18 protein-coding genes are annotated in these 18,254 nt (G+C 69.9%); 8 read left to right on the top strand and 10 right to left on the bottom strand.

The window, feature by feature from the left end:
• Nucleotides 1-12 precede the first annotated feature (12 nt).
• The 4 genes from ACZ61C_RS17700 to edd all read right to left on the bottom strand — a co-directional run bounded on the left by ACZ61C_RS17700 (nucleotide 13) and on the right by edd (nucleotide 5,976).
• On the bottom strand, nucleotides 13-1,275 hold the full coding sequence (locus tag ACZ61C_RS17700; RefSeq protein ID WP_465307875.1) for an MFS transporter: 1,263 nt from the start codon (nucleotides 1,273-1,275) through the stop codon (nucleotides 13-15).
• A gap of 22 nt (nucleotides 1,276-1,297) precedes the next feature.
• Nucleotides 1,298-3,280, bottom strand: coding sequence for a PEP/pyruvate-binding domain-containing protein (locus tag ACZ61C_RS17695; protein WP_465307873.1), 1,983 nt, complete (start codon nucleotides 3,278-3,280; stop codon nucleotides 1,298-1,300).
• A gap of 213 nt (nucleotides 3,281-3,493) precedes the next feature.
• Nucleotides 3,494-4,099 carry a bifunctional 4-hydroxy-2-oxoglutarate aldolase/2-dehydro-3-deoxy-phosphogluconate aldolase gene (eda, locus tag ACZ61C_RS17690; protein WP_465307871.1) on the bottom strand — a complete coding sequence of 202 codons (606 nt, stop codon included), beginning with the start codon at nucleotides 4,097-4,099 and terminating at the stop codon, nucleotides 3,494-3,496.
• A complete protein-coding gene (gene edd / locus ACZ61C_RS17685) occupies nucleotides 4,096-5,976 on the bottom strand; it encodes a phosphogluconate dehydratase (RefSeq protein WP_465307869.1) in 1,881 nt (626 codons plus the stop codon). Before edd ends, eda begins: the two co-directional genes overlap by 4 nt.
• A 254-nt stretch (nucleotides 5,977-6,230) precedes the next feature.
• On the opposite strand from edd, the gene ACZ61C_RS17680 reads away from it, so the two are divergent.
• From ACZ61C_RS17680 to ACZ61C_RS17650, 7 genes are all read left to right on the top strand, one after another.
• A complete protein-coding gene (locus ACZ61C_RS17680; protein WP_465307867.1) occupies nucleotides 6,231-6,518 on the top strand; it encodes a hypothetical protein in 288 nt (95 codons plus the stop codon).
• Nucleotides 6,515-7,339, top strand: a complete 825-nt coding sequence (locus tag ACZ61C_RS17675; protein ID WP_465307865.1) for a hypothetical protein — start codon at nucleotides 6,515-6,517, stop codon at nucleotides 7,337-7,339. Before ACZ61C_RS17680 ends, ACZ61C_RS17675 begins: the two co-directional genes overlap by 4 nt.
• Before the next feature lie 52 nt (nucleotides 7,340-7,391).
• On the top strand, nucleotides 7,392-9,311 hold the full coding sequence (locus ACZ61C_RS17670; protein WP_465307863.1) for a fumarate reductase/succinate dehydrogenase flavoprotein subunit: 1,920 nt from the start codon (nucleotides 7,392-7,394) through the stop codon (nucleotides 9,309-9,311).
• On the top strand, nucleotides 9,308-10,060 hold the full coding sequence (locus tag ACZ61C_RS17665; protein ID WP_465307861.1) for a succinate dehydrogenase/fumarate reductase iron-sulfur subunit: 753 nt from the start codon (nucleotides 9,308-9,310) through the stop codon (nucleotides 10,058-10,060). The genes ACZ61C_RS17670 and ACZ61C_RS17665 overlap by 4 nt, the downstream gene beginning before the upstream one ends.
• Nucleotides 10,057-10,401: a hypothetical protein gene (locus ACZ61C_RS17660; RefSeq protein WP_465307859.1), complete on the top strand. Its 345-nt coding sequence runs from the start codon at nucleotides 10,057-10,059 to the stop codon at nucleotides 10,399-10,401. Before ACZ61C_RS17665 ends, ACZ61C_RS17660 begins: the two co-directional genes overlap by 4 nt.
• 12 nt (nucleotides 10,402-10,413) lie before the next feature.
• The gene (locus tag ACZ61C_RS17655; RefSeq protein ID WP_465307857.1) at nucleotides 10,414-10,938 is read left to right on the top strand and encodes a GNAT family N-acetyltransferase; all 525 of its coding nucleotides are present in this window, start codon (nucleotides 10,414-10,416) and stop codon (nucleotides 10,936-10,938) included.
• Nucleotides 10,939-11,132: 194 nt separating this feature from the next.
• Nucleotides 11,133-12,002, top strand: coding sequence for an amidohydrolase family protein (locus ACZ61C_RS17650; RefSeq protein ID WP_465307855.1), 870 nt, complete (start codon nucleotides 11,133-11,135; stop codon nucleotides 12,000-12,002).
• On the opposite strand, the gene ACZ61C_RS17645 is transcribed toward ACZ61C_RS17650, so the two are convergent.
• The gene (locus ACZ61C_RS17645) at nucleotides 11,989-12,840 is read right to left on the bottom strand and encodes a helix-turn-helix domain-containing protein (RefSeq protein WP_465307853.1); all 852 of its coding nucleotides are present in this window, start codon (nucleotides 12,838-12,840) and stop codon (nucleotides 11,989-11,991) included. The two genes, ACZ61C_RS17650 and ACZ61C_RS17645, sit on opposite strands and share 14 nt — an antisense overlap.
• A gap of 489 nt (nucleotides 12,841-13,329) precedes the next feature.
• On the opposite strand from ACZ61C_RS17645, the gene ACZ61C_RS17640 reads away from it, so the two are divergent.
• On the top strand, nucleotides 13,330-14,019 hold the full coding sequence (locus ACZ61C_RS17640; protein ID WP_465307851.1) for a YoaK family protein: 690 nt from the start codon (nucleotides 13,330-13,332) through the stop codon (nucleotides 14,017-14,019).
• On the opposite strand, the gene ACZ61C_RS17635 is transcribed toward ACZ61C_RS17640, so the two are convergent.
• The 5 genes from ACZ61C_RS17635 to ACZ61C_RS17615 all read right to left on the bottom strand — a co-directional run bounded on the left by ACZ61C_RS17635 (nucleotide 13,973) and on the right by ACZ61C_RS17615 (nucleotide 18,088).
• Nucleotides 13,973-14,710 (bottom strand): SDR family NAD(P)-dependent oxidoreductase, encoded by a 738-nt coding sequence (locus ACZ61C_RS17635; protein ID WP_465307849.1) that lies wholly within the window; start codon nucleotides 14,708-14,710, stop codon nucleotides 13,973-13,975. The two genes, ACZ61C_RS17640 and ACZ61C_RS17635, sit on opposite strands and share 47 nt — an antisense overlap.
• Nucleotides 14,711-14,785: 75 nt before the next feature.
• Nucleotides 14,786-15,649 (bottom strand): amino acid ABC transporter permease, encoded by an 864-nt coding sequence (locus ACZ61C_RS17630; RefSeq protein WP_465307847.1) that lies wholly within the window; start codon nucleotides 15,647-15,649, stop codon nucleotides 14,786-14,788.
• Entirely contained in the window at nucleotides 15,646-16,293 is a 648-nt protein-coding gene (locus tag ACZ61C_RS17625; RefSeq protein ID WP_465307845.1) for an amino acid ABC transporter permease, read from the bottom strand. The genes ACZ61C_RS17630 and ACZ61C_RS17625 overlap by 4 nt, the downstream gene beginning before the upstream one ends.
• 83 nt (nucleotides 16,294-16,376) lie before the next feature.
• Nucleotides 16,377-17,303 carry a glutamate ABC transporter substrate-binding protein gene (locus ACZ61C_RS17620; RefSeq protein ID WP_465307843.1) on the bottom strand — a complete coding sequence of 309 codons (927 nt, stop codon included), beginning with the start codon at nucleotides 17,301-17,303 and terminating at the stop codon, nucleotides 16,377-16,379.
• Between the two features lie 56 nt (nucleotides 17,304-17,359).
• Nucleotides 17,360-18,088: an amino acid ABC transporter ATP-binding protein gene (locus tag ACZ61C_RS17615; RefSeq protein ID WP_465308270.1), complete on the bottom strand. Its 729-nt coding sequence runs from the start codon at nucleotides 18,086-18,088 to the stop codon at nucleotides 17,360-17,362.
• Nucleotides 18,089-18,254 lie beyond the last annotated feature (166 nt).

Raw genomic sequence — 18,254 nt, 5'->3', positions numbered from 1 at the left:
CTCGCGACCGTCTCACGCCGTGGTGACCGGCACGGCCTCCCGCTCGGCCGGCCGGCGCCGGTCCGAGCGGTGCTTGCGGACCACCAGCAGCAGCACCGCGAGCAGCGCCATCACCACACACGTGACCACGGCCGACAGCACCAGGAACTCGTCCAGCTCACCCGCCGCCAGGTACGCGCCCAGCGCCACGGCGACCAGCGCGCACACCGCTCGGTCCACAATGGACTCCATCGAGAGCAGCGTCGCGCGGTAGCGGGAGTCCGGGATGGAGTCGTTCAGCAGCTGCTTCTGGACCGGGAACGAAATCCCCGTCGCCACCGCGAAGACGCACAGCAGCACCACCGTCGGGAAGGAGCCCAGCGGGACCACAAAACCCAGGCACAGCGCCATCACGACCGTCAGCGTGAACACCGTGCCCACCGGGCCGATCGCCCGGCGGAGGCGGTGTGGGCGGGCCGCACCCACGGCTTCGAACACCGTCATCGCGGCCAGGACCGCGCCGTACCAGTTCACCGACAGGGACTTCGACTCCAGGATCGGCTGGAACAGGTTCACCTGGCAGATCCGCACGAGCGTGAACATCGCGATGCCCTGCACCATCAGCAACACCAGCCACCGCGACGAACGCAGCGCCGACAGCGCGCCGCCGACTCCGGCCAGCAGCGACGCCGTCTTGCCCGCGGTGCGGCGGCCGCCCGGGATCGCCGGGAGCTTCAGCGCGAACAGCAGGGCCACCGCGGCGTTGATCGCCGTCAGCCAGTACGGGGAAGGGAGGTTCCACGTCATCAGCAGGCCGATCACCGGCCAGTACACGATCTTGCCGACCAGGCTGTACGCGCGGCCGACCCCTTCCACACGCAGGTAGTGCTCCCCGGAGCCGTGAGCGTTCAGGTACTCGTACAGGTACGCGCTCTGCGCGCCGGAAACCAGTGAGCGCGCCAAGGCGATCAGGATGAAGTGCACCAGGAACCCGGTGTACGAGCCGGAAAGCACCGGCACCAGGTTCGCCGCCACGAGCACGCCCGCGCCCGCCGCCAGCGAGGTGCGGTAGTCGAACCGGTCGGCGATCATCCCGGTCGGGATCTCCAGCAGGCAGAACACGAGGTAGTAGATGCTCTGGATGCCGAAGATCTCGCCGTCGGAGAGCCCGGAAAGCTTCTGGTACTGGTAGAAGATCGGCACCCACAGCAGCAGGCCGAAGAAGAACTGGAACCCGTAGGTCAGCCGGACGGTGCGCTGCACGGCCGGTGGTGCGGGCAGGCGAAGGCCCAGCATGGTGAGGTCTCCCGGAAGAAGGTCAGGCCGAATAGGGGCGCAGCTGCACGATGTGGACGTGGTCGCCGTCGGCGAGCCACTCGATGTCCACCGGCGAGCCGAACGTGTAGTCCGGCGAGAAGTGGCCCTGCAGCAGCCGGCCGGCGATCGCCAGACGCTGCAGCTGGTCGTGGGCCCGCGGGTCGAGGTCCGCCGCCGCGTCGCCGAGCGACACCGTGCGGCCACCGCCCTCGACCGTCGAGTACAGGTACTGCATGGGCAACGCCGAACCGTCGACGACGTCGGTCACGCGAGGCGACACGTTGACGTACACCGTGCGGAAGTCCGCGCGGTTCATCGGGTTCGTCGTCACGAGCACACCGCCGAAGTCGGCCGAGACCTGCTCCTGGATCACCACGCCCATGTAGCACTCGTCGAGGGAGATCCCGGCCTGCCGCCGCAGCCGGACGCTGCGCACCGACACCAGTGAAGCCCAGACTTCCTTGACACTGGCGAAGATCCGCTCGGCCGTCGTGACGTGGTTGAGCGACTCGTAGATCCCGGCGGCCGAGAACCCGGCGAGGTCTTCGGCGTTCGACGAGCTGCGCACGACGAACGTCCGCACGCCCGCGAGCTGGGACACCAGCGCCGAGTCGATCTCGCCGGCGAGCGCGCCCGGCATCCGGGCCGACCGGATCAGCGCCTGCAGCTCGACGCACAGCGGCTCGATCTCCCGCGCGTCGAGCTCCAGGGCCATCTTCAGCTTGCCGATGGCCTGCTGGATCCGCGGTGACGACTCCAGGAACCGCCGCTGCAGCGAGAACGGCAGCGCGATGCCGCGGGGCACGCGGACGTGGTCGTCGAGCAGCCGGTGGGCCGCGGCGGCCAGGTCGGTCGCCGAGGCGCAGGCGGGGACGTCCAGCAGCCGCGCCAGGTGGGGGAGGAGGTTGTCCCGCGGCGGCCGCGGCACCTGGTAGAAGCCGAGCAGCCGCTGCGAGCCGTGGGCCAGCACGTGGTGCAGCTCGCCGAGGTTCGCCGCCTTCGTGCCGTAGCGGTACCGGTCGGCCGCGCGCAGCCGCGCGAGGTTCAGGATCGGGCTGTGCTCGGCTTCGGGCTCCTCCAGCGTGACGCGCTGGGCGTACCAGGACGGCGGAGTCGTCCCGGCCGGCTCCTCGACCTCCCGCCAGGACACCGCCGACGCCTGGGCGTCCACCGTGTACTCGACCCACTTGCCGTCGAGGCCGCGGCGCTCGATCTCGGCCAGCGCGCCGAGCTGGACGGCGTTCGGGATCTGCCAGCCGGTGGCCAGGACGTTGGTGTGCGACAACGGCGTGGTGTGCCGGGCGTTGACGATGCCGGCCAGCCGCGGGACGTCATCGGGTACGCGGTCCATCACGATGATGTCCGACCAGTCCAGCGTCGCGGCCCGGTACTCGGCCTCAGTGCGGAAGGCGCGCAGCCGGCCCGTGGCCGTGCCCGGGTTCAGCGCGACGAACGGCGCCGTCGAGAACAGCTCGTGCGCGAACACCCGCGGCAGCTCGGCAGCCGGGATCTCCCGGACGAGCCGTTCCTGCCGCTGGTTGGCCGGCTTGAACAGCAGCGGCAGCGCCGGGTCGACGTACCGCGCGACGAAGGCGTGGAACTCGCGGATCAGCTCGGCCGGCATCGTGTCGACCTCGACGGTCTCCAGCGAAAGCATCCGCGGGTGCTGGGCGAGGATGCCGAGCAGGAACCGGCGGTCCGGCGCGTGGTAGAACGCCTGGTTGTACACGTCGATCTCCGCGCGCACGCGTTCTTCGGGGATCCCGAGGATCTCTTCGCCGATATAGATCGCGTGAAAGGAATGGCGCGCGTCGTTCAGGAAGTGGATCACCGCGTTTTCGCGGTCCACCACGACCTTGACGAAGGAATAACCGCCGAGGGTGCCGCCCAGCTGGTGGAGGGCGGACAGCGAAAGACGTTCGCCGATGAGTGCGGCGACGTTCTCGGGGGCGGGACTGGGGGCGACCACATCGGTCAGGGACACCGGATCTCCTCGCTCGAAACAGCGAGGAGGAACGATAACAGGGGGTGAATCACCGACCGTGGCGCAAATGGCCCGCTCACTGGCACAAACGGGCGAACGCATGACCGCCGCCACACCCGTTGGGAGCACCGTTCCAGCGCGTGAGAACGGTGCTCCCGGAATCCGGACGTCGATTCCGCCGTTCGGGTCCGTAATTCCGCGGGGTGATCTCGGCTACAGCTTCGCGGCTTCCGCGGCCAGTTTCTCGATCGTCGCGGAATCGAGCGAGGCCGTCAGCCACGAACCGCCGATGCAGCCGACGTTCGGCAGCGCCAGGTACGAAGGCGCCGAAGCGACCGTGATCCCGCCCGTCGGGCAGAACTTCAAGCCGGGCAACGGGCCCGCGATCGACTTCAGGTACGCGACGCCGCCGGACGCCTCCGCCGGGAAGAACTTCAGCGCCGTGAGCCCGCGTTCGGCCAGCTTCATCGCCTCCGACACCGTGCTCGCGCCGGGCAGGAACGGCAGCCCGGTCTCGAAGCACGCGTCGACGACGGCGTCGGTGCAGCCGGGCGTCACGAGGAACTTCGCGCCCGCGTCGGCCGCCTGCTTCGCCTGGTCCGGCGAGGTGACCGTGCCCGCGCCGAGGACGATGTCCGGCACCTCGGCGGCGACGCGCTCGATGGCGGACAACGCCGCCGGGGTGCGCAGGGTCAGCTCGATGACCCCGATCCCGCCGGCGAGCAGCGCCCGGGCGACCGGCACCGCGTCGGCGGCGTCGTCGATCACCACGACGGGCATCACGGGGGACAGCTCGAGCAGGTCCTGACCGGTGGTCACTGACCGACCTCCTGGGTAACGAAAGCGGGCGTTCCGAAGTGCTCCGGCGTCAAGCCGCCGAACACGGAAGCGCCCTGGTCGGCAGGGCCGACGGCACGGCGCAACGCGGCGAACAGCTCTCGGCCGGTGCCGGTCCAGGATGCTTCGGACGGCGGTGCGTCCACAAGCTCACGGCGGGCGAGTTCTTCGTCACCGACCAGGACGTCCAGCGAGCCCGAAGACGCGTCGAGCCGGATGACGTCGCCGTCGGCGATGCGGGCGATCGGGCCGCCCGCCGCGGCTTCCGGGGTCACCTGGATCGCGGCCGGGATCTTGCCGGACGCGCCCGACATACGCCCGTCGGTGAGCAGCGCCACGGCGTGCCCGCGGTCCATCAGCACACCCAGCGCGGGGGTGAGGCCGTGCAGCTCCGGCATGCCGTTCGCCTGCGGGCCCTGCTGCCGGAGCACCACCACGACGTCGCGGTCCAGCTCGCCGGCCTCGAACGCCGTCTTGAACGCCTCCTGGGAGGTGAACACCCGCGCCGGCGCCTGGACGACCCGGTGCTCGGGCGCCACGGCGGACACCTTGACGACCGCGCGGCCGAGGTTGCCCTCGACCATCCGCAGCCCGCCGTCCGCGGCGAAGGGCCGCCACGCCGGGCGCAGCACCTCTTCGTCGAGACTGCGGGTGGGGACGTCGCGCCAGACGAGCTCGCCGTCGGACAGGATCGGCTCGGCGCGGTAGCGGTGCAGCCCGAACCCGGCGACCGTGTGCACGTCCTCGTGTAGCAGCCCGGCGTCGAGCAGCGTGCCGACCAGGAACTGGATGCCGCCGGCGGCGTGGAAGTGGTTGATGTCGGCGCTGCCGTTGGGGTAGACCCGCGCCAGCAGCGGCACGACGGCCGAGAGGTCGGAGAAGTCGTCCCAGGTCAGCTGGATGCCCGCGGCCGCGGCGACGGCGACCAGGTGCATCGTGTGGTTGGTCGAGCCGCCGGTCGCGAGCAGCGCGATGACGCCGTTCACGAACGCCTTCTCGTCGAGGATCCGCGAGACCGGCGTGTACTCCTCGCCGCGCGAAAGCGCGACGATCCGCCGTCCGGCTTCCTCGGTCAGCGCCTGGCGCAGGGCCGAACCCGGCTGGACGAAGCTGGCGCCGGGCAGGTGCAGGCCCATCACCTCGACGACCATCTGGTTGGAGTTGGCCGTGCCGTAGAAGGTGCAGGTGCCGGCGGAGTGGTAGGACGCCGCTTCGGCGTCGAGGAGGTCTTCGCGCGTCGCGAGACCCTCGGCGTACAGCTGCCGGACGCGTGCCTTCTCCTTGTTCGGCAGGCCGGAGTTCATCGGCCCGGCGGGAACCAGCACGGCCGGCAGGTGCCCGAACGACAGCGCGCCGATCAGCAGGCCGGGCACGATCTTGTCGCAGACGCCCAGCAACAGCGACGCGTCGAACATGTCGTGGGAGAGCGCGATCGCCGTCGACATCGCGATGACCTCGCGGCTGAAGAGGGACAGTTCCATGCCCGCGCGGCCCTGGGTGACGCCGTCGCACATCGCGGGGACCCCGCCGGCGAACTGGGCGACCCCGCCCGCGGAGCGCACCGACTTCTTCAGCCAGGCCGGGTACTCCTGCATCGGCTGGTGCGCCGAGAGCATGTCGTTGTAGGAGGAGACGATCGCGACGCCCGGGGCGCGCGCGGCCCGCAGGGCCGCCTTGTCGCCGCCTTCCATGGCGGCGAAACCGTGGGCGAGGTTGCTGCACGCGAGGCCGCGGCGGACCGGGCCTTCTTCGTGTGCTTCGGCCGTGCGGCCGAGGTAGGCGGTGCGGGTCGCGGCACTGCGCGCGGCGATGCGGGCGGTGACTTCGGCGACGGTCGCGTTCAGGGAGGTGGGGCTCATGTCCGGCTCCGGATCACTGGTGTGTGGTGGTCCGCGGGACGGCAGCGCTGACGCCTCTGGGTCGTGACACTGGCCACAGTACCTCGGGAAAACGCCGAATCAAAATCGATTCAGAAGATCCACCCGCGTGACCCCGATCACCTCGGGAACCGTTAGTGTGCTAGTTGTCACATCTGCACGACGCGTGGCAAAGCCCTACGGCGAGCGATCGCCCGGCCGGCTCCCTGCCAGCCCCACCACCACCGGGAGGAATGATGTCCACCTCCGAGATCGCCGAGCTGCGGCGAACCATCGGCCAGCTCAGGCAGTGCGTCGGCGCACTGCGCTCTCGTTACGGCGACGCGTCGGCGGTGCGCCGGCTCGCCAACGACGTGGAGCGCCTCGACATCGACACCGCGGACCTCGACGGCACGCCGCTGGCCGTGCCCGCCCAGGCGAAACCCGCCGAGCGCGTCCCGGTACCCGACACCCCCTACGACCCGTCGCTGTGGCACGGCGCGGACGACGAAGGCGTCGGCGGCTACAAGCGCGACCAGCGGTGAGCGCTCCGGCTGACAACGGCGTCGGCACCGGCGTCCGGTCCCCGAAGCGGGCCCGGATCGCCGAACGCACCCTGCGGACCGACCGATGGTGGCTCCAGCCCCTGCTCACCGTGCTCGGGCTGGGCGCCTTCATCATCTACGCGACGGTCCGGTCGTTCGTGCGCACCGCTTACTGGGTGCCGGACTACCACTACCTGACGCCGTTCTACTCCCCGTGCCTGTCCACCTCCTGCGTCGAGGGCTCGAGCCACTTCGGACACTGGTTCGGCGACCTGCCGGGGTTCATCCCGCTCGGCTTCGTCGTGCTGCCGTTCCTGCTCGGGTTCCGCCTGACCTGCTACTACTACCGCAAGGCCTACTACCGGGCCGTGTGGTTCTCGCCGCCCGCGTGCGCGGTCGCCGAACCGAAGGCGAAGTACACCGGCGAGACGCGGCTGCCGCTGATCATCCAGAACGTCCACCGCTACTTCTTCTACGTCGCGCTGGTCGTCTCGCTGGTCAACACCTACGACGCGATCACCGCGTTCCACGGCAAGACCGGCGGCTTCGGCTTCGGGCTGGGAAACCTCATCCTGCTCGCGAACGTCGTCCTGCTCTGGGCGTACACGCTTTCCTGCCACTCGTGCCGGCACGTCACCGGGGGCAGGCTGAAGCACTTCTCCAAGCACCCGGTGCGGTACTGGATCTGGACCCAGGTGACCAAGCTCAACACCCGCCACATGGCGCTGGCCTGGACGACGCTCGGCACGCTGGTGCTGACCGACTTCTACGTCATGCTCGTGGCCAGCGGCGCGATCTCGGACCTGAGATTCGTCAACTAGCGCTTCCCTCTCCCGACAAGCGACGTCCCCAGTTCCGAGGTGGAATTCTTTTATGACCGAGGTCGAACGCCACAGCTACGACGTGGTGGTGATCGGGGCCGGCGGCGCCGGTCTGCGCGCCGTGATCGAAGCTCGCGAGCGCGGTTTCCGCGTGGCCGTCGTGTGCAAGTCCCTGTTCGGCAAGGCGCACACGGTGATGGCCGAGGGCGGGTGCGCCGCCTCGATGGGCAACGCGAACTCGAACGACAACTGGCAGGTCCACTTCCGCGACACCATGCGCGGCGGGAAGTTCCTCAACAACTGGCGGATGGCCGAGCTGCACGCCAAGGAGGCGCCCGACCGCGTCTGGGAGCTGGAGACCTACGGCGCCCTGTTCGACCGCACCGCGGACGGCCGGATCAGCCAGCGCAACTTCGGCGGGCACACCTACCCGCGGCTGGCGCACGTCGGTGACCGCACCGGCCTCGAGCTGATCCGCACGATGCAGCAGAAGATCGTGTCGCTGCAGCAGGAGGACTTCGCCGAGACCGGGGACTACGAGGCGAAGATCAAGGTCTTCGCCGAGTGCACGGTCACCGAGCTGCTCACCACCGACGGGAAGATCGCCGGCGCGTTCGGCTACTGGCGTGAGAGCGGCCGGTTCATCCTGTTCGACGCGCCCGCGGTCGTGCTCGCGACCGGCGGCATCGGCAAGTCGTTCAAGGTGACGTCGAACTCGTGGGAGTACACCGGGGACGGTCACGCACTGGCCCTGCGGGCGGGCGCGAAGCTGATCAACATGGAGTTCGTCCAGTTCCACCCGACCGGCATGGTCTGGCCGCCGAGCGTCAAGGGCATCCTCGTCACCGAGGGCGTCCGCGGTGACGGCGGGGTGCTCAAGAACTCCGACGGCAAGCGGTTCATGTTCGAGTACGTGCCCGAGGTGTTCAAGGGCCAGTACGCGGAAAGCGAAGAGGAAGCCGACCGCTGGTACGCCGACGCGGACAACAACCGGCGCACGCCGGACCTGCTGCCCCGCGACGAAGTGGCCCGCGCGATCAACTCCGAGGTCAAGGAGGGGCGCGGTTCCCCGCACGGCGGTGTCTTCCTCGACATCGCCAGCCGTCTCCCGACCGAGGAGATCAAGAAGCGGCTGCCGTCGATGTACCACCAGTTCAAGGAGCTGGCGGATGTCGACATCACCGCGGAGCCGATGGAGGTCGGCCCGACCTGCCACTACGTCATGGGCGGCATCGAGGTCGACCCGGACACGGCGGCGGCGAGCGTGCCCGGCCTGTTCGCGGCCGGCGAGTGCTCGGGCGGCATGCACGGCTCCAACCGGCTCGGCGGCAACTCGCTGTCGGACCTGCTGGTGTTCGGCCGCCGCGCGGGCCTCGGCGCCGCGGAGTACGTACAGGGGCTCGAGGGCAGGCCCGCGGTCGCGCAGTCCGATGTGGACGCCGCGGCGAAGATGGCGCTCGCGCCGTTCGACCCGCCTTCCGGTGCCACGACGGCCGAGAACCCGTACACCCTGCACACCGAGCTGCAGCAGTCGATGAACGACCTGGTCGGCATCATCCGCAAGGCCGGGGAGATCGAGCAGGCGCTGGAGAAGCTGGGCGAGCTGCGGCAGCGGATCCTGCGCGTCACGGTGGAAGGGCACCGGCAGTTCAACCCGGGCTGGCACCTCGCGATCGACCTGCGCAACATGCTGATGGTCAGCGAGTGCGTCGCGAAGGCGGCCCTGACGCGGACCGAGAGCCGCGGCGGGCACACCCGCGACGACTTCCCGGGCATGGACGCCGAGTGGCGGCACAAGCTGCTGGTGTGCTCGGCGTCCGAGGGTGACAACCCGGTCGTCCCGGACATCGGCGTGGTGGTCGAGGAGCAGGTGCCGCTGCGGCAGGACCTGCTGGAGCTGTTCGAGTTCGGCGAGCTCGGGAAGTACTACACCGGTGGAGAGCTCGAGACGCACCCGGGGAGCAAGGAATGAGCTACAAGGCGAGTTTCCGGGTCTGGCGCGGCGACGACACGGGCGGCGAGCTGCAGGACTTCACGGTGGAGGTGAACGAGGGCGAGGTCGTCCTCGACATCATCCACCGGCTGCAGGCCACCCAGGCGTCGGACCTCGCGGTGCGCTGGAACTGCAAGGCGGGCAAGTGCGGCTCGTGCTCGGCGGAGATCAACGGCAAGCCGCGCCTGCTGTGCATGACGCGGATGTCGACGTTCACCGAGGAAGAGGTGATCACGGTGACGCCGATGCGGACGTTCCCGGTCATCCGCGACCTCGTCACGGACGTGTCCTTCAACTACACGAAGGCCCGCGAGATCCCTTCGTTCACGCCTCCGGCGGACCTGAAGCCCGGTGAGTACCGGATGCAGCAGGTCGACGTCGAGCGGTCGCAGGAGTTCCGCAAGTGCATCGAGTGCTTCCTGTGCCAGAACACCTGCCACGTGGTGCGTGACCACGAGGAGAACAAGGAAGCCTTCGCCGGCCCGCGGTACCTGATGCGGATCGCCGAGCTGGAGATGCACCCGCTCGACGTCGCGGACCGCCGTGACGCCGCGCAGGAGGAGCACGGCCTCGGGTACTGCAACATCACCAAGTGCTGCAGCGAGGTCTGCCCGGAAGGCATCCACATCACCGACAACGCGCTCATCCCGATGAAGGAGCGCGTCGCCGACCGCAAGTACGACCCGATCGTGTGGCTGGGCAACAAGCTCTTCCGCCGCGATCAGTGACGCTGTCCCGTTCGACGCTCGCGAACCGTGTGCTCGCCGCCCTCGAGGCGGCGGTCGCCGGTTCGCGAGCGGTGCTGTCCGCGGTCCAGCCGGTCGCCGCTGACGGCGAGTGGTCGCGTCCCGCCAGTGCGTTGGCTAATACGCTCGGCGCGGTGAAGGCCGTCGCGCGCGGCCGGTTCGACGATGCGCGGGGGCTGCTCGACCGGGGTTTCGAGCGGATCGGCTCGGCCGACCGGGCCACCGGCGAATGGGCGGCCGACATCGCGCGGCTCGTGGACGCGTGCTCGCGCCGGGAAGCGGAGCTGGGTGGGTTCGCGGCGGAGATCGCCGCGCTCGCGTGACAAGGTGGCAGCATGGAGATCGAGCTGCTGCCGCCGTCCGCCGGCCCCGCGCTGGTCGCGCGGATCACCGCTCTTGTCAACCAGGTCTACGCCGAGTCCGAGAAGGGGCTTTGGCTCGGCAGCACCGACCGGACCTCGGTCGACGAGGTGGCCGGGTTCGTGCGGGCCGGGGAGATCGCCGTCGCTTTCGTGGACGGTGACTTCGCCGGGTCGGTGCGGGTCCGGCGGCTCGACAGCACCACCGGGGAGTTCGGGATGCTCGCCGCCGACCCCGCGCGGCGCGGCCTCGGCCTCGGGCGGGAGCTGGTGGCCTTCGCCGAGCGGGTGAGCCGGGACGCGGGCTGTCGTGAGATGCAGCTGGAACTGCTGGTGCCGCGCGAATGGACCCATCCGTCGAAGCAGTTCCTCGCCGAGTGGTACGACCGGCTCGGCTACCGCGTGACCCACCGCGCCGACCTCGCCGAGGACTACCCGCACCTCGCGCCGTCGCTGGCCACGCCGTGCGACTTCCTCATCTACCGCAAGGATCTCGCGTGACGCTGCTCGCCGGGGCGCTTTCGATGGCTCGCGGATCGCCGAGGTCGGGCCGGGCCTCAGCGGGGACGGACGGGCCGACTGTTCCGGCGGGCTGCTGGCCCGCGGGATCACCACCGTCCGGGACGCCTGGGGCGCCGACGCCTGCTTTGCCAATCCGGCCAAAGGTAGGCCGACCCTCGAACGAGAGGTGACCATTGCTACAAAAGCCATTCGGCCGTGACCGTGGCCGGATTGGCAAAGATTGGCACAGTAAGCACGCGCTGCGCGAGGGCTGGATCACCGGGCCGGACCTGCTGGTCAGCCTGCGTCAGCTCGGACCGACCGGCGGGCTCGGCGACACCTGGGACGTGACCGCGGGCGCCGTCGACAACTACGGCGACCCGTCGCTGCCGGACCCGCTGTTCGACGGGCCGGACGCCGCCCGCGCGGCCGTTCGCCGGATGGTGCGCGCGGGCGCCGACTGGATCAAGGTCGGCGCGAGCGGCGCGATGCGGGCGATCCGTGAAGGCGTGGACGTCCGCCCGACCGACGACGAGCTCACGGCGCTGGTCGACGAAGCCCGCCGCCGTGGCAGGGACGTGCTGGCGCACGCGCACACGGCGGAGGCGGTGGTGTCGGCCGCTCGCGCCGGGGTGCGCAGCGTCGAGCACGGCACGTTCCTCGACGACACAGCCGTCGCCGCGCTGGCCGACGCCTGGTACGTGCCGACACTGTCGCCCCTGCACGACTGCGAGTTCGCCGGCACGCACGAGCGCTCGCTCCGGCTCGCGGTGGAGGCGGGGATCCCGATCGCCGCGGGCTCGGACCTGGCCCCGCGCCCCCATGTCGACTTGACGACCGAGCTGCGGCTGCTGGCCGCGGTGCTCGGCGACGCGGCGGCCCTGAAAGCGGCCACCTCCGAAGCGGCGCGCCTGCTGCGCCTCGACGACGACCGCGGCCGCGTCGAGCCGCGCCTGCGCGCGGACCTCGTGCTGCTCGACGGCACCGACCTGGACGTGTCGGACCTGCCCGGCCGGATCCGGGCGGTCTGGCACGACGGGATCCGGGTTGTCACGTCTTCATGAGGTCGAACTCCTCGGTCAGGCGGACGAGGAGCTCCCGCGACTCCCGTTCGGACAGCGCGGCCTGCTCCAGCCGGGTGCCGAACCCGTAGAAGGCTTCGACCGCCGCCCGCTCGTCGATGAACAGCCCGGCGGAGAAGGTCTCCTCGTAGGCCACCGACGGGTGTTCGGCGAACTCCAGGATCGTGAAGCGGCTGCCGACCAGGTGGTACGGCGGCGCCGACGCGGGGACGACCCGGATCGTGCAGTGGGGCAGGTTGGTCGCCAGCACCAGGTACTGGAGCTGTTCGTGCATCAGCGCCGGGTCGCGCAGGATCGATCTCAACGTGTGTTCGTAGAGGAAGTAGACGCACTGGGGCGGGTTTCGGCGCTGCAGCAGCCGTTGGCGGTCGATCCTCTCCTGGGCCAGCAGCTTCAGCCGGTCGGTCGGGTACTGCCCGGACAGCTCGTGGAGCGAGCGGACGTAGTCCTCGGTCTGGAGCATGCCGGGCAGGGCCGCGGGACTGTTCGAAATCACCTTGGTGGCGAGGTTTTCCTGGACGATCAGGGACTTCGCCGGGTCGACGAGCGGGTCGAAGTACGGCCGTACCCAGTACAGGTCACCCGGGGGTTTGGTCAGTTCGAGGAGCCGCGCGCGCTCGGCGGCCTTCGTGCCGCAGTGGGCGAGGTAGATCGCGGCGTCGACCGGGGAGATGCGCCGGCCGTTCTCCCAGGCCGACACCTTCGACGCGGACCAGTCCGCGCGCCGGGCCACCTCGCGCAGGCTCATCCGCTTCAGTTCCCGCTGCCCCTTGAGTTCGACGGCCATTTCCCGGGTCCGCACGGTGCTCTTTTCGGTCATGCCCGCACGCTAGAGGGGACCCCCGACAAAACGCCCCGTGCCGCGCAGGGATTCACCGCAAGGAGGTCAGTGTTCCGCCTGTGTGACAACGGATTCCGCTCGCGAAGCGCCGCGAAGCAGCTTCGCATGGTGAAGCGCGCTTCGCGCGTGAGCGAGTGGTTGATAGGCGAGTTTCGTTGGCGGTAGCGGGTAAGGAAATGAATCGTTCGGTGAAGTTCGTCTCCGGAATGGAACCGAGCCGCCGATCTTCCGGTTCCTGCCGAGGTCCGCGCGCCGAAGTGCCGGAGACGTCCTCGGGCACCCGGCGAAGGGTGACCCGCGACGCTCGAAGACGGAACGCGGCATGCTCGGCTCGGACCCACGGCGGCCGTCGTCGCCCGCGCGACTGGTCCGGGACCTGATCCGGCTGCGGCCGCTGATGGCGCGCCGGTCGACAGCACCGACGCGAGACGGGACGCGAGCCGGCCCGCCGGGTGGTTGACTTCGTCCATGGCCGAGACGAAGGCGCGGAACCTCGCCGCGCTGTTGCTGACGCTGACCGTGGTGACCGGGGTGGTCGACGCCGTCAGCTTCCTCGGGCTGGGGCGGGTGTTCGTCGCGAACATGACCGGCAACGTCGTGTTCCTCGGGTTCGCCGCGGCGGGCGAGACGACGTTGTCGGTGCTCGCGTCGTCGACGGCGGTCCTGGCGTTCCTCGCCGGCGCGCTCGCCGGCGGTCGCCTGGCCCGCACCGAAGACGAGTACGACACGCTTCGCCAGGCGACGGCGGTCCAGGCGGCGCTGGTGGCGGTGGCCGTCGTGCTGTCGGCGACGCTCGGCAGCGGCACCCGGCTGGGCAGCGAGCTGCTGATCGTCGTGCTGGGCGTCGCGATGGGCCTGCAGAACGCCGCGGTCCGCCGGATCGGCGCGCCCGACCTGACGACGACGGTGCTGACGATGACGTTGACCGGCTTCGCGGCCGACTCGAAGGCGGCGGGTGGTCAGGGGGCGCATCCGGTGCGGAAGGTCGCCGCCGTGGGCGCGATGCTGGTCGGCGCCTTCGCCGGTGGGTTGCTCCAGCTGCACGTGGCGATGTGGACGGCGTTGACGCTGGCCTTGGTGCTCATCCTCGGCGTGCTGGTGGTGCTGCAGCTCAGCCGAGGGAGCGCCCGCCGTCCACCAGCAGACGCTGGCCCGTGATGAAGCCCGCCTCCTGCGACACGAAGAAGCTCACCGCCGCCGCCACGTCGTCCGGGGTGCCCAGGCGGCCCACCGGCACGCCCGCGCGGTAGGCCTCGCGCTCGGCCTCCGGGACCTCCTCATGGCGCTCCACCGGGACGAACCCCGGGGCCACCGAGTTGACCGTGATGCCGTCCGGGGCCAGCTCGCGGGCCCACGAGCGGGCCAGGCCGACCTGGGCCGCCTTCGCCGTCGCGTAGGCCGAGCGGCCGACCGGCGGGCGGTCCGCCACCTCCGAGTCGATGTGGACGATCCGGCCGTAGCCGCGGGCGCGCATGCCCGGGAGCACCGCGTGGCCCAGCAGCACCGGGGACCGCACGAAGAAGTCCAGGTGCCCCAGGTGGTCCGGCCAGTCCACTTCGGACAGGAAGACGTCCGGCTGCGGGCCCGTCGCGTTGACGACCAGGACGCTGATCGGGCCCAGCAGCGCCGTCACCCCGTCGACCAGCTCGCCCACCTGGTGCCGGTCGGTGACGTCGGCGGCGAACGCCGCGGCCTTGCCGCCCTCGGCGAGGACCTGCTGGGCGGCCGTCTCGAGGTCGGGGTCGTCGTGCAGCGCGTTCACCGCCACCGCGAACCCGTCGCGGGCCAGCCGCCGGGCGATCGTGCGGCCCAGCCCTCGTGAGCTTCCGGTCACCAGTGCGACACCCATGCGCCCGACGCTAGGGGAGACCCCGGGACAGGACAAGGCCCCCGGGACGGATCCCGGGGGCCTCGAACGGGTGACTCAGACGGCGCCCACGAGGGCCGCCTCCCCCGTCGCCGGGGGTGCGGTGCCCACGACCTTCTTGTTGCGCCGGTTGCGGCGCTCCAGGTACGTCGCCAGCGCCGTCAGCAGCAGGCACATCACGATGTAGATACCGGTGGCCACGATCGTCGACGGCACGATCGGCCGGCCGAACGCGCCCTGCGAGCCGATGTAGCGCGCGTAGTACAGCAGCTCCTGGTACGTGATGATGAACCCGAGCGCGGTGTCCTTCAGCAGCACGACGAGCTGGCTGATGATCGTCGGCAGCATCGCCCGGATCGCCTGCGGCAGCAGCACCAGGAACATGACCTGCGTCTTGCGCATGCCCAGCGCGTACGCGGCTTCGCTCTGGCCCTTCGGCAGCGACTGGATGCCCGCGCGGAAGACCTCCGCGAGCACCGAGCCGTTGTACAGCGTCAGGCCGAAGACCACACCGAGGAACGGCGTGATCGGGACGCCGAGCGTCGGCAGGCCGAAGTAGAAGAAGAACATCAGGATCAGCGCCGGGATGGCGCGGAAGAACTCCACGACGAACCCGCAGATCCCCCGGATCCAGGCGTGGTCCGACAGCCGTCCGGCCGCGAAGACCGCGCCGAAGATCAGCGCCAGCACCGTCGCGGCGGCGAACGCCTCCACCGTCGCGAGCACCGCGTTGGCCAGGTCGCTCTGGACCTGCGCGTACTGCAGCCACTCCCACTTGCGGGCGGTGAACTGGCCGCTGTCGTAGAAGCGCCACCCGATGTAGCCGACGAACGCGACGACCACGATGACGCCGACGACCGCATAGGTCCGGTAGCGCAGCCGCGCCTTCGGACCGGGGACGTCGAACAGGACGTTGCTCATCGGGCCACGCTCCAGCGCTTCTCCAGGCTGCGTTGGACGAACGACAGCACGGCGACCAGGATGATGAAGCCGAGGGCCACCCACAGCAGGCCGACCAGCTGGTTCTCACCGCGTTCGGACAGGTAAGAGCGGATCGCGCCGGCCTCCGCGACGGAGAAACCGGCGGCGATCGTGGTGTTCTTCAGCAGCGCGATCAGGGTGCTGATCAGCGGCGGCACGACCGAACGCAGCGCCTGCGGCAGCACGACCTGGCCGAGGATCTGGCCGAAGTTCAGCCCCAGCGCCCGGCCCGCCTCGGCCTGTCCGACCGGCACCGTGTTGATGCCCGAGCGCACGACCTCGCAGATGAACGCCGAGGTGTACACGGTCAGCGCCGTCACCGCGGCCGGGAAGTAGTCGAGCTTGACGATGTCGAGCAGCGGGTACGCGAACACGAAGAACGCGAAGACCAGCGTGAGCGGCGTGTTCCGGGCGATCGTCACGTAGGCCGTGCCGACGGCGCGGAAGACGGGCACCGGGCTCACCCGCAGCATCGCGAGGATGGTGCCCAGGATCAGGCTGCCGACGGCGGAGAGCACGAACAGTTCGATCGTGCGGAGGAAGAACGGACCGAACAGGTCCAGGTTGTTGAAGAGGACGTCCATGGAGCCTTCCCCGCGTCCGTGGTCAGGTGGATGTGATGAGGCCGGTGGACCGGGCGCACCCGATCCACCGGCCTCGTGTCACGTCAGTACTTCTCGAGGGTCGGCTTCTTCGCCGGCGAACCGGACTTGCCGAGCGTCGCGTCGTAGATCTTCTGCCAGGTGCCGTCGTCCAGCGCCTTCTGCAGGATCTCGTTGACCTTGTCGCGCAGGACCTTGTCGTCCTTGTTGAGGCCGATGCCGTACTTCTCGGTCGAGAACGTCTGGCCGACGACCTTCAGGTTGTCCTTGTCCTGGGCCGCGTAGCCCTTGAGGATCGCGTCGTCGGTCGTGACGGCGTCGACGTCCTTCGACAGCAGCTTCTCGACGCACTGCGAGTACTTCTGGAACTCGACGATGTTGCCCGGCTCGGTCAGGTTCTCCGAGCGGACCTTCTGGATCGGCGTCGAGCCGGTCACCGAGCAGACCTTCTTGCCCTTGAGGGTGTCCTTGCCGGTGATCGAGCTGTCGTCCGCGCGCACCAGGAGGTCCTGGCCGGCGACGAAGTACGGCCCGGCGAAGGAGACGAGCGCCTTGCGCTTGTCGGTGATCGAGTAGGTGCCGACGTAGTAGTTCACGTCGCCGTTCGCGATCGTCTGCTCACGGGCGCCCGAGTCGACCGTGCGGAAGGTGATCTTCTCCGGGTCGAAGCCGAGGCCGGCCGAGACGAGCTTCGCGATCTCGATGTCGAAGCCGCCGAACTTACCGGTCGTCGGGTCCTTCTGGCCCAGGCCCGGCTGGTCGTCCTTCGCGCCGACGGTCAGCGCACCGGCCGACTTCATCTTCGCGAACACCGGGGAGCCGGCCAGGTCGACGCCGGTCGCGACCGGGTAGGTCGGCAGCGCGGCGGCGTTCGTGCCGCTCTGGTCACCCGCGCCCGGCGAGGCCGGGGTGCCTTCCTTGCCGCAGGCGGTCATGGTGGTCAGCGTCAGGCCACCTACGAGCAGTCCCACCGCGAGGGTGCGGATCCTCATGTGAATCTCTCCTGTGTGTCGTCACCCGTGACGCGAACGGCGTCGCGGAACGTTTCTCAGTGGGTCAAGATCTTGCCGAGGAAGTCCTTCGCGCGCTCGCTCTTCGGCGCGGTGAAGAACTCTTCGGGCGTCGTGTCCTCGACGATCTCGCCGTCGGCCATGAAGATCACCCGATCGGCGGCCCGGCGCGCGAAGCCCATCTCGTGCGTGACGACGAGCATCGTCATGCCGTCCTTGGCCAGGCCGGTCATGACGTCGAGGACCTCCTGGACCATCTCCGGGTCCAGCGCCGAGGTCGGCTCGTCGAACAGCATCACCTTGGGCCGCATCGCCAGCGCCCGCGCGATGGCGACGCGCTGCTGCTGGCCGCCCGAGAGCTGCGCGGGGTACTTGTCGGCCTGGTTGGCGATGCCGACGCGCTCCAGCAGCTCCATCGCGGTCTTGCGGGCCTCGGCCTGCGCGGTCTTGCGGACCTTCACCGGCGCGAGCATGACGTTCTCGACGATCGTCTTGTGCGCGAACAGGTTGAACGACTGGAACACCATGCCGACGTCGGCGCGCAGGGCCGCGAGGGCCTTGCCCTCGGCGGGCAGCGGGACGCCGTCGACCGCGATCTCGCCGGAGTTGATCGGCTCGAGCCGGTTGATCGCGCGGCAGAGGGTCGACTTGCCCGACCCGGACGGGCCCAGCACCACCACGACCTGGCCGCGGGGCACCTCGAGCGTGATCTCCCTGAGCACGTGCAGGTCGCCGAAGTACTTGTTCACGGCGGCCGCCTTGATCATCGGCGCCGCCACCTCCGCGGTCATCTGGCCTCCAGGGTCGTTCGAATGCGGCGTGGGTCACCCGCGATGGCGAGAACCTACCGTTGCTTTACCGGCTCGCAAGGCGGCTTGACCAATACTTAGGGTTTCAACTGAGTATCGATGTCCGATTCGGCGGCCGTCGCGG

It is taken from the genome of Amycolatopsis sp. NPDC104587 (genome assembly GCF_055583645.1).
Note: the sequence above shows the minus strand (reverse complement) of the source record. Positions and strands in the feature narration are given on the sequence as shown.

What these genes read in the sequence shown, in the direction of transcription:
- ACZ61C_RS17625 (WP_465307845.1), bottom strand. Translation starts at nt 16,293, where the DNA reads ATGGACGTCCTCTTCAACAACCTGGACCTGTTCGGTCCGTTCTTCCTC.
- ACZ61C_RS17620 (WP_465307843.1), bottom strand. Translation starts at nt 17,303, where the DNA reads ATGAGGATCCGCACCCTCGCGGTGGGACTGCTCGTAGGTGGCCTGACG.
- ACZ61C_RS17630 (WP_465307847.1), bottom strand. Translation starts at nt 15,649, where the DNA reads ATGAGCAACGTCCTGTTCGACGTCCCCGGTCCGAAGGCGCGGCTGCGC.
- ACZ61C_RS17665 (WP_465307861.1), top strand. Translation starts at nt 9,308, where the DNA reads ATGAGCTACAAGGCGAGTTTCCGGGTCTGGCGCGGCGACGACACGGGC.
- ACZ61C_RS17670 (WP_465307863.1), top strand. Translation starts at nt 7,392, where the DNA reads ATGACCGAGGTCGAACGCCACAGCTACGACGTGGTGGTGATCGGGGCC.
- ACZ61C_RS17615 (WP_465308270.1), bottom strand. Translation starts at nt 18,088, where the DNA reads ATGATCAAGGCGGCCGCCGTGAACAAGTACTTCGGCGACCTGCACGTG.
- ACZ61C_RS17640 (WP_465307851.1), top strand. Translation starts at nt 13,330, where the DNA reads ATGGCCGAGACGAAGGCGCGGAACCTCGCCGCGCTGTTGCTGACGCTG.
- ACZ61C_RS17635 (WP_465307849.1), bottom strand. Translation starts at nt 14,710, where the DNA reads ATGGGTGTCGCACTGGTGACCGGAAGCTCACGAGGGCTGGGCCGCACG.
- ACZ61C_RS17645 (WP_465307853.1), bottom strand. Translation starts at nt 12,840, where the DNA reads ATGACCGAAAAGAGCACCGTGCGGACCCGGGAAATGGCCGTCGAACTC.
- ACZ61C_RS17680 (WP_465307867.1), top strand. Translation starts at nt 6,231, where the DNA reads ATGTCCACCTCCGAGATCGCCGAGCTGCGGCGAACCATCGGCCAGCTC.
- edd (WP_465307869.1), bottom strand. Translation starts at nt 5,976, where the DNA reads ATGAGCCCCACCTCCCTGAACGCGACCGTCGCCGAAGTCACCGCCCGC.
- ACZ61C_RS17700 (WP_465307875.1), bottom strand. Translation starts at nt 1,275, where the DNA reads ATGCTGGGCCTTCGCCTGCCCGCACCACCGGCCGTGCAGCGCACCGTC.
- ACZ61C_RS17655 (WP_465307857.1), top strand. Translation starts at nt 10,414, where the DNA reads ATGGAGATCGAGCTGCTGCCGCCGTCCGCCGGCCCCGCGCTGGTCGCG.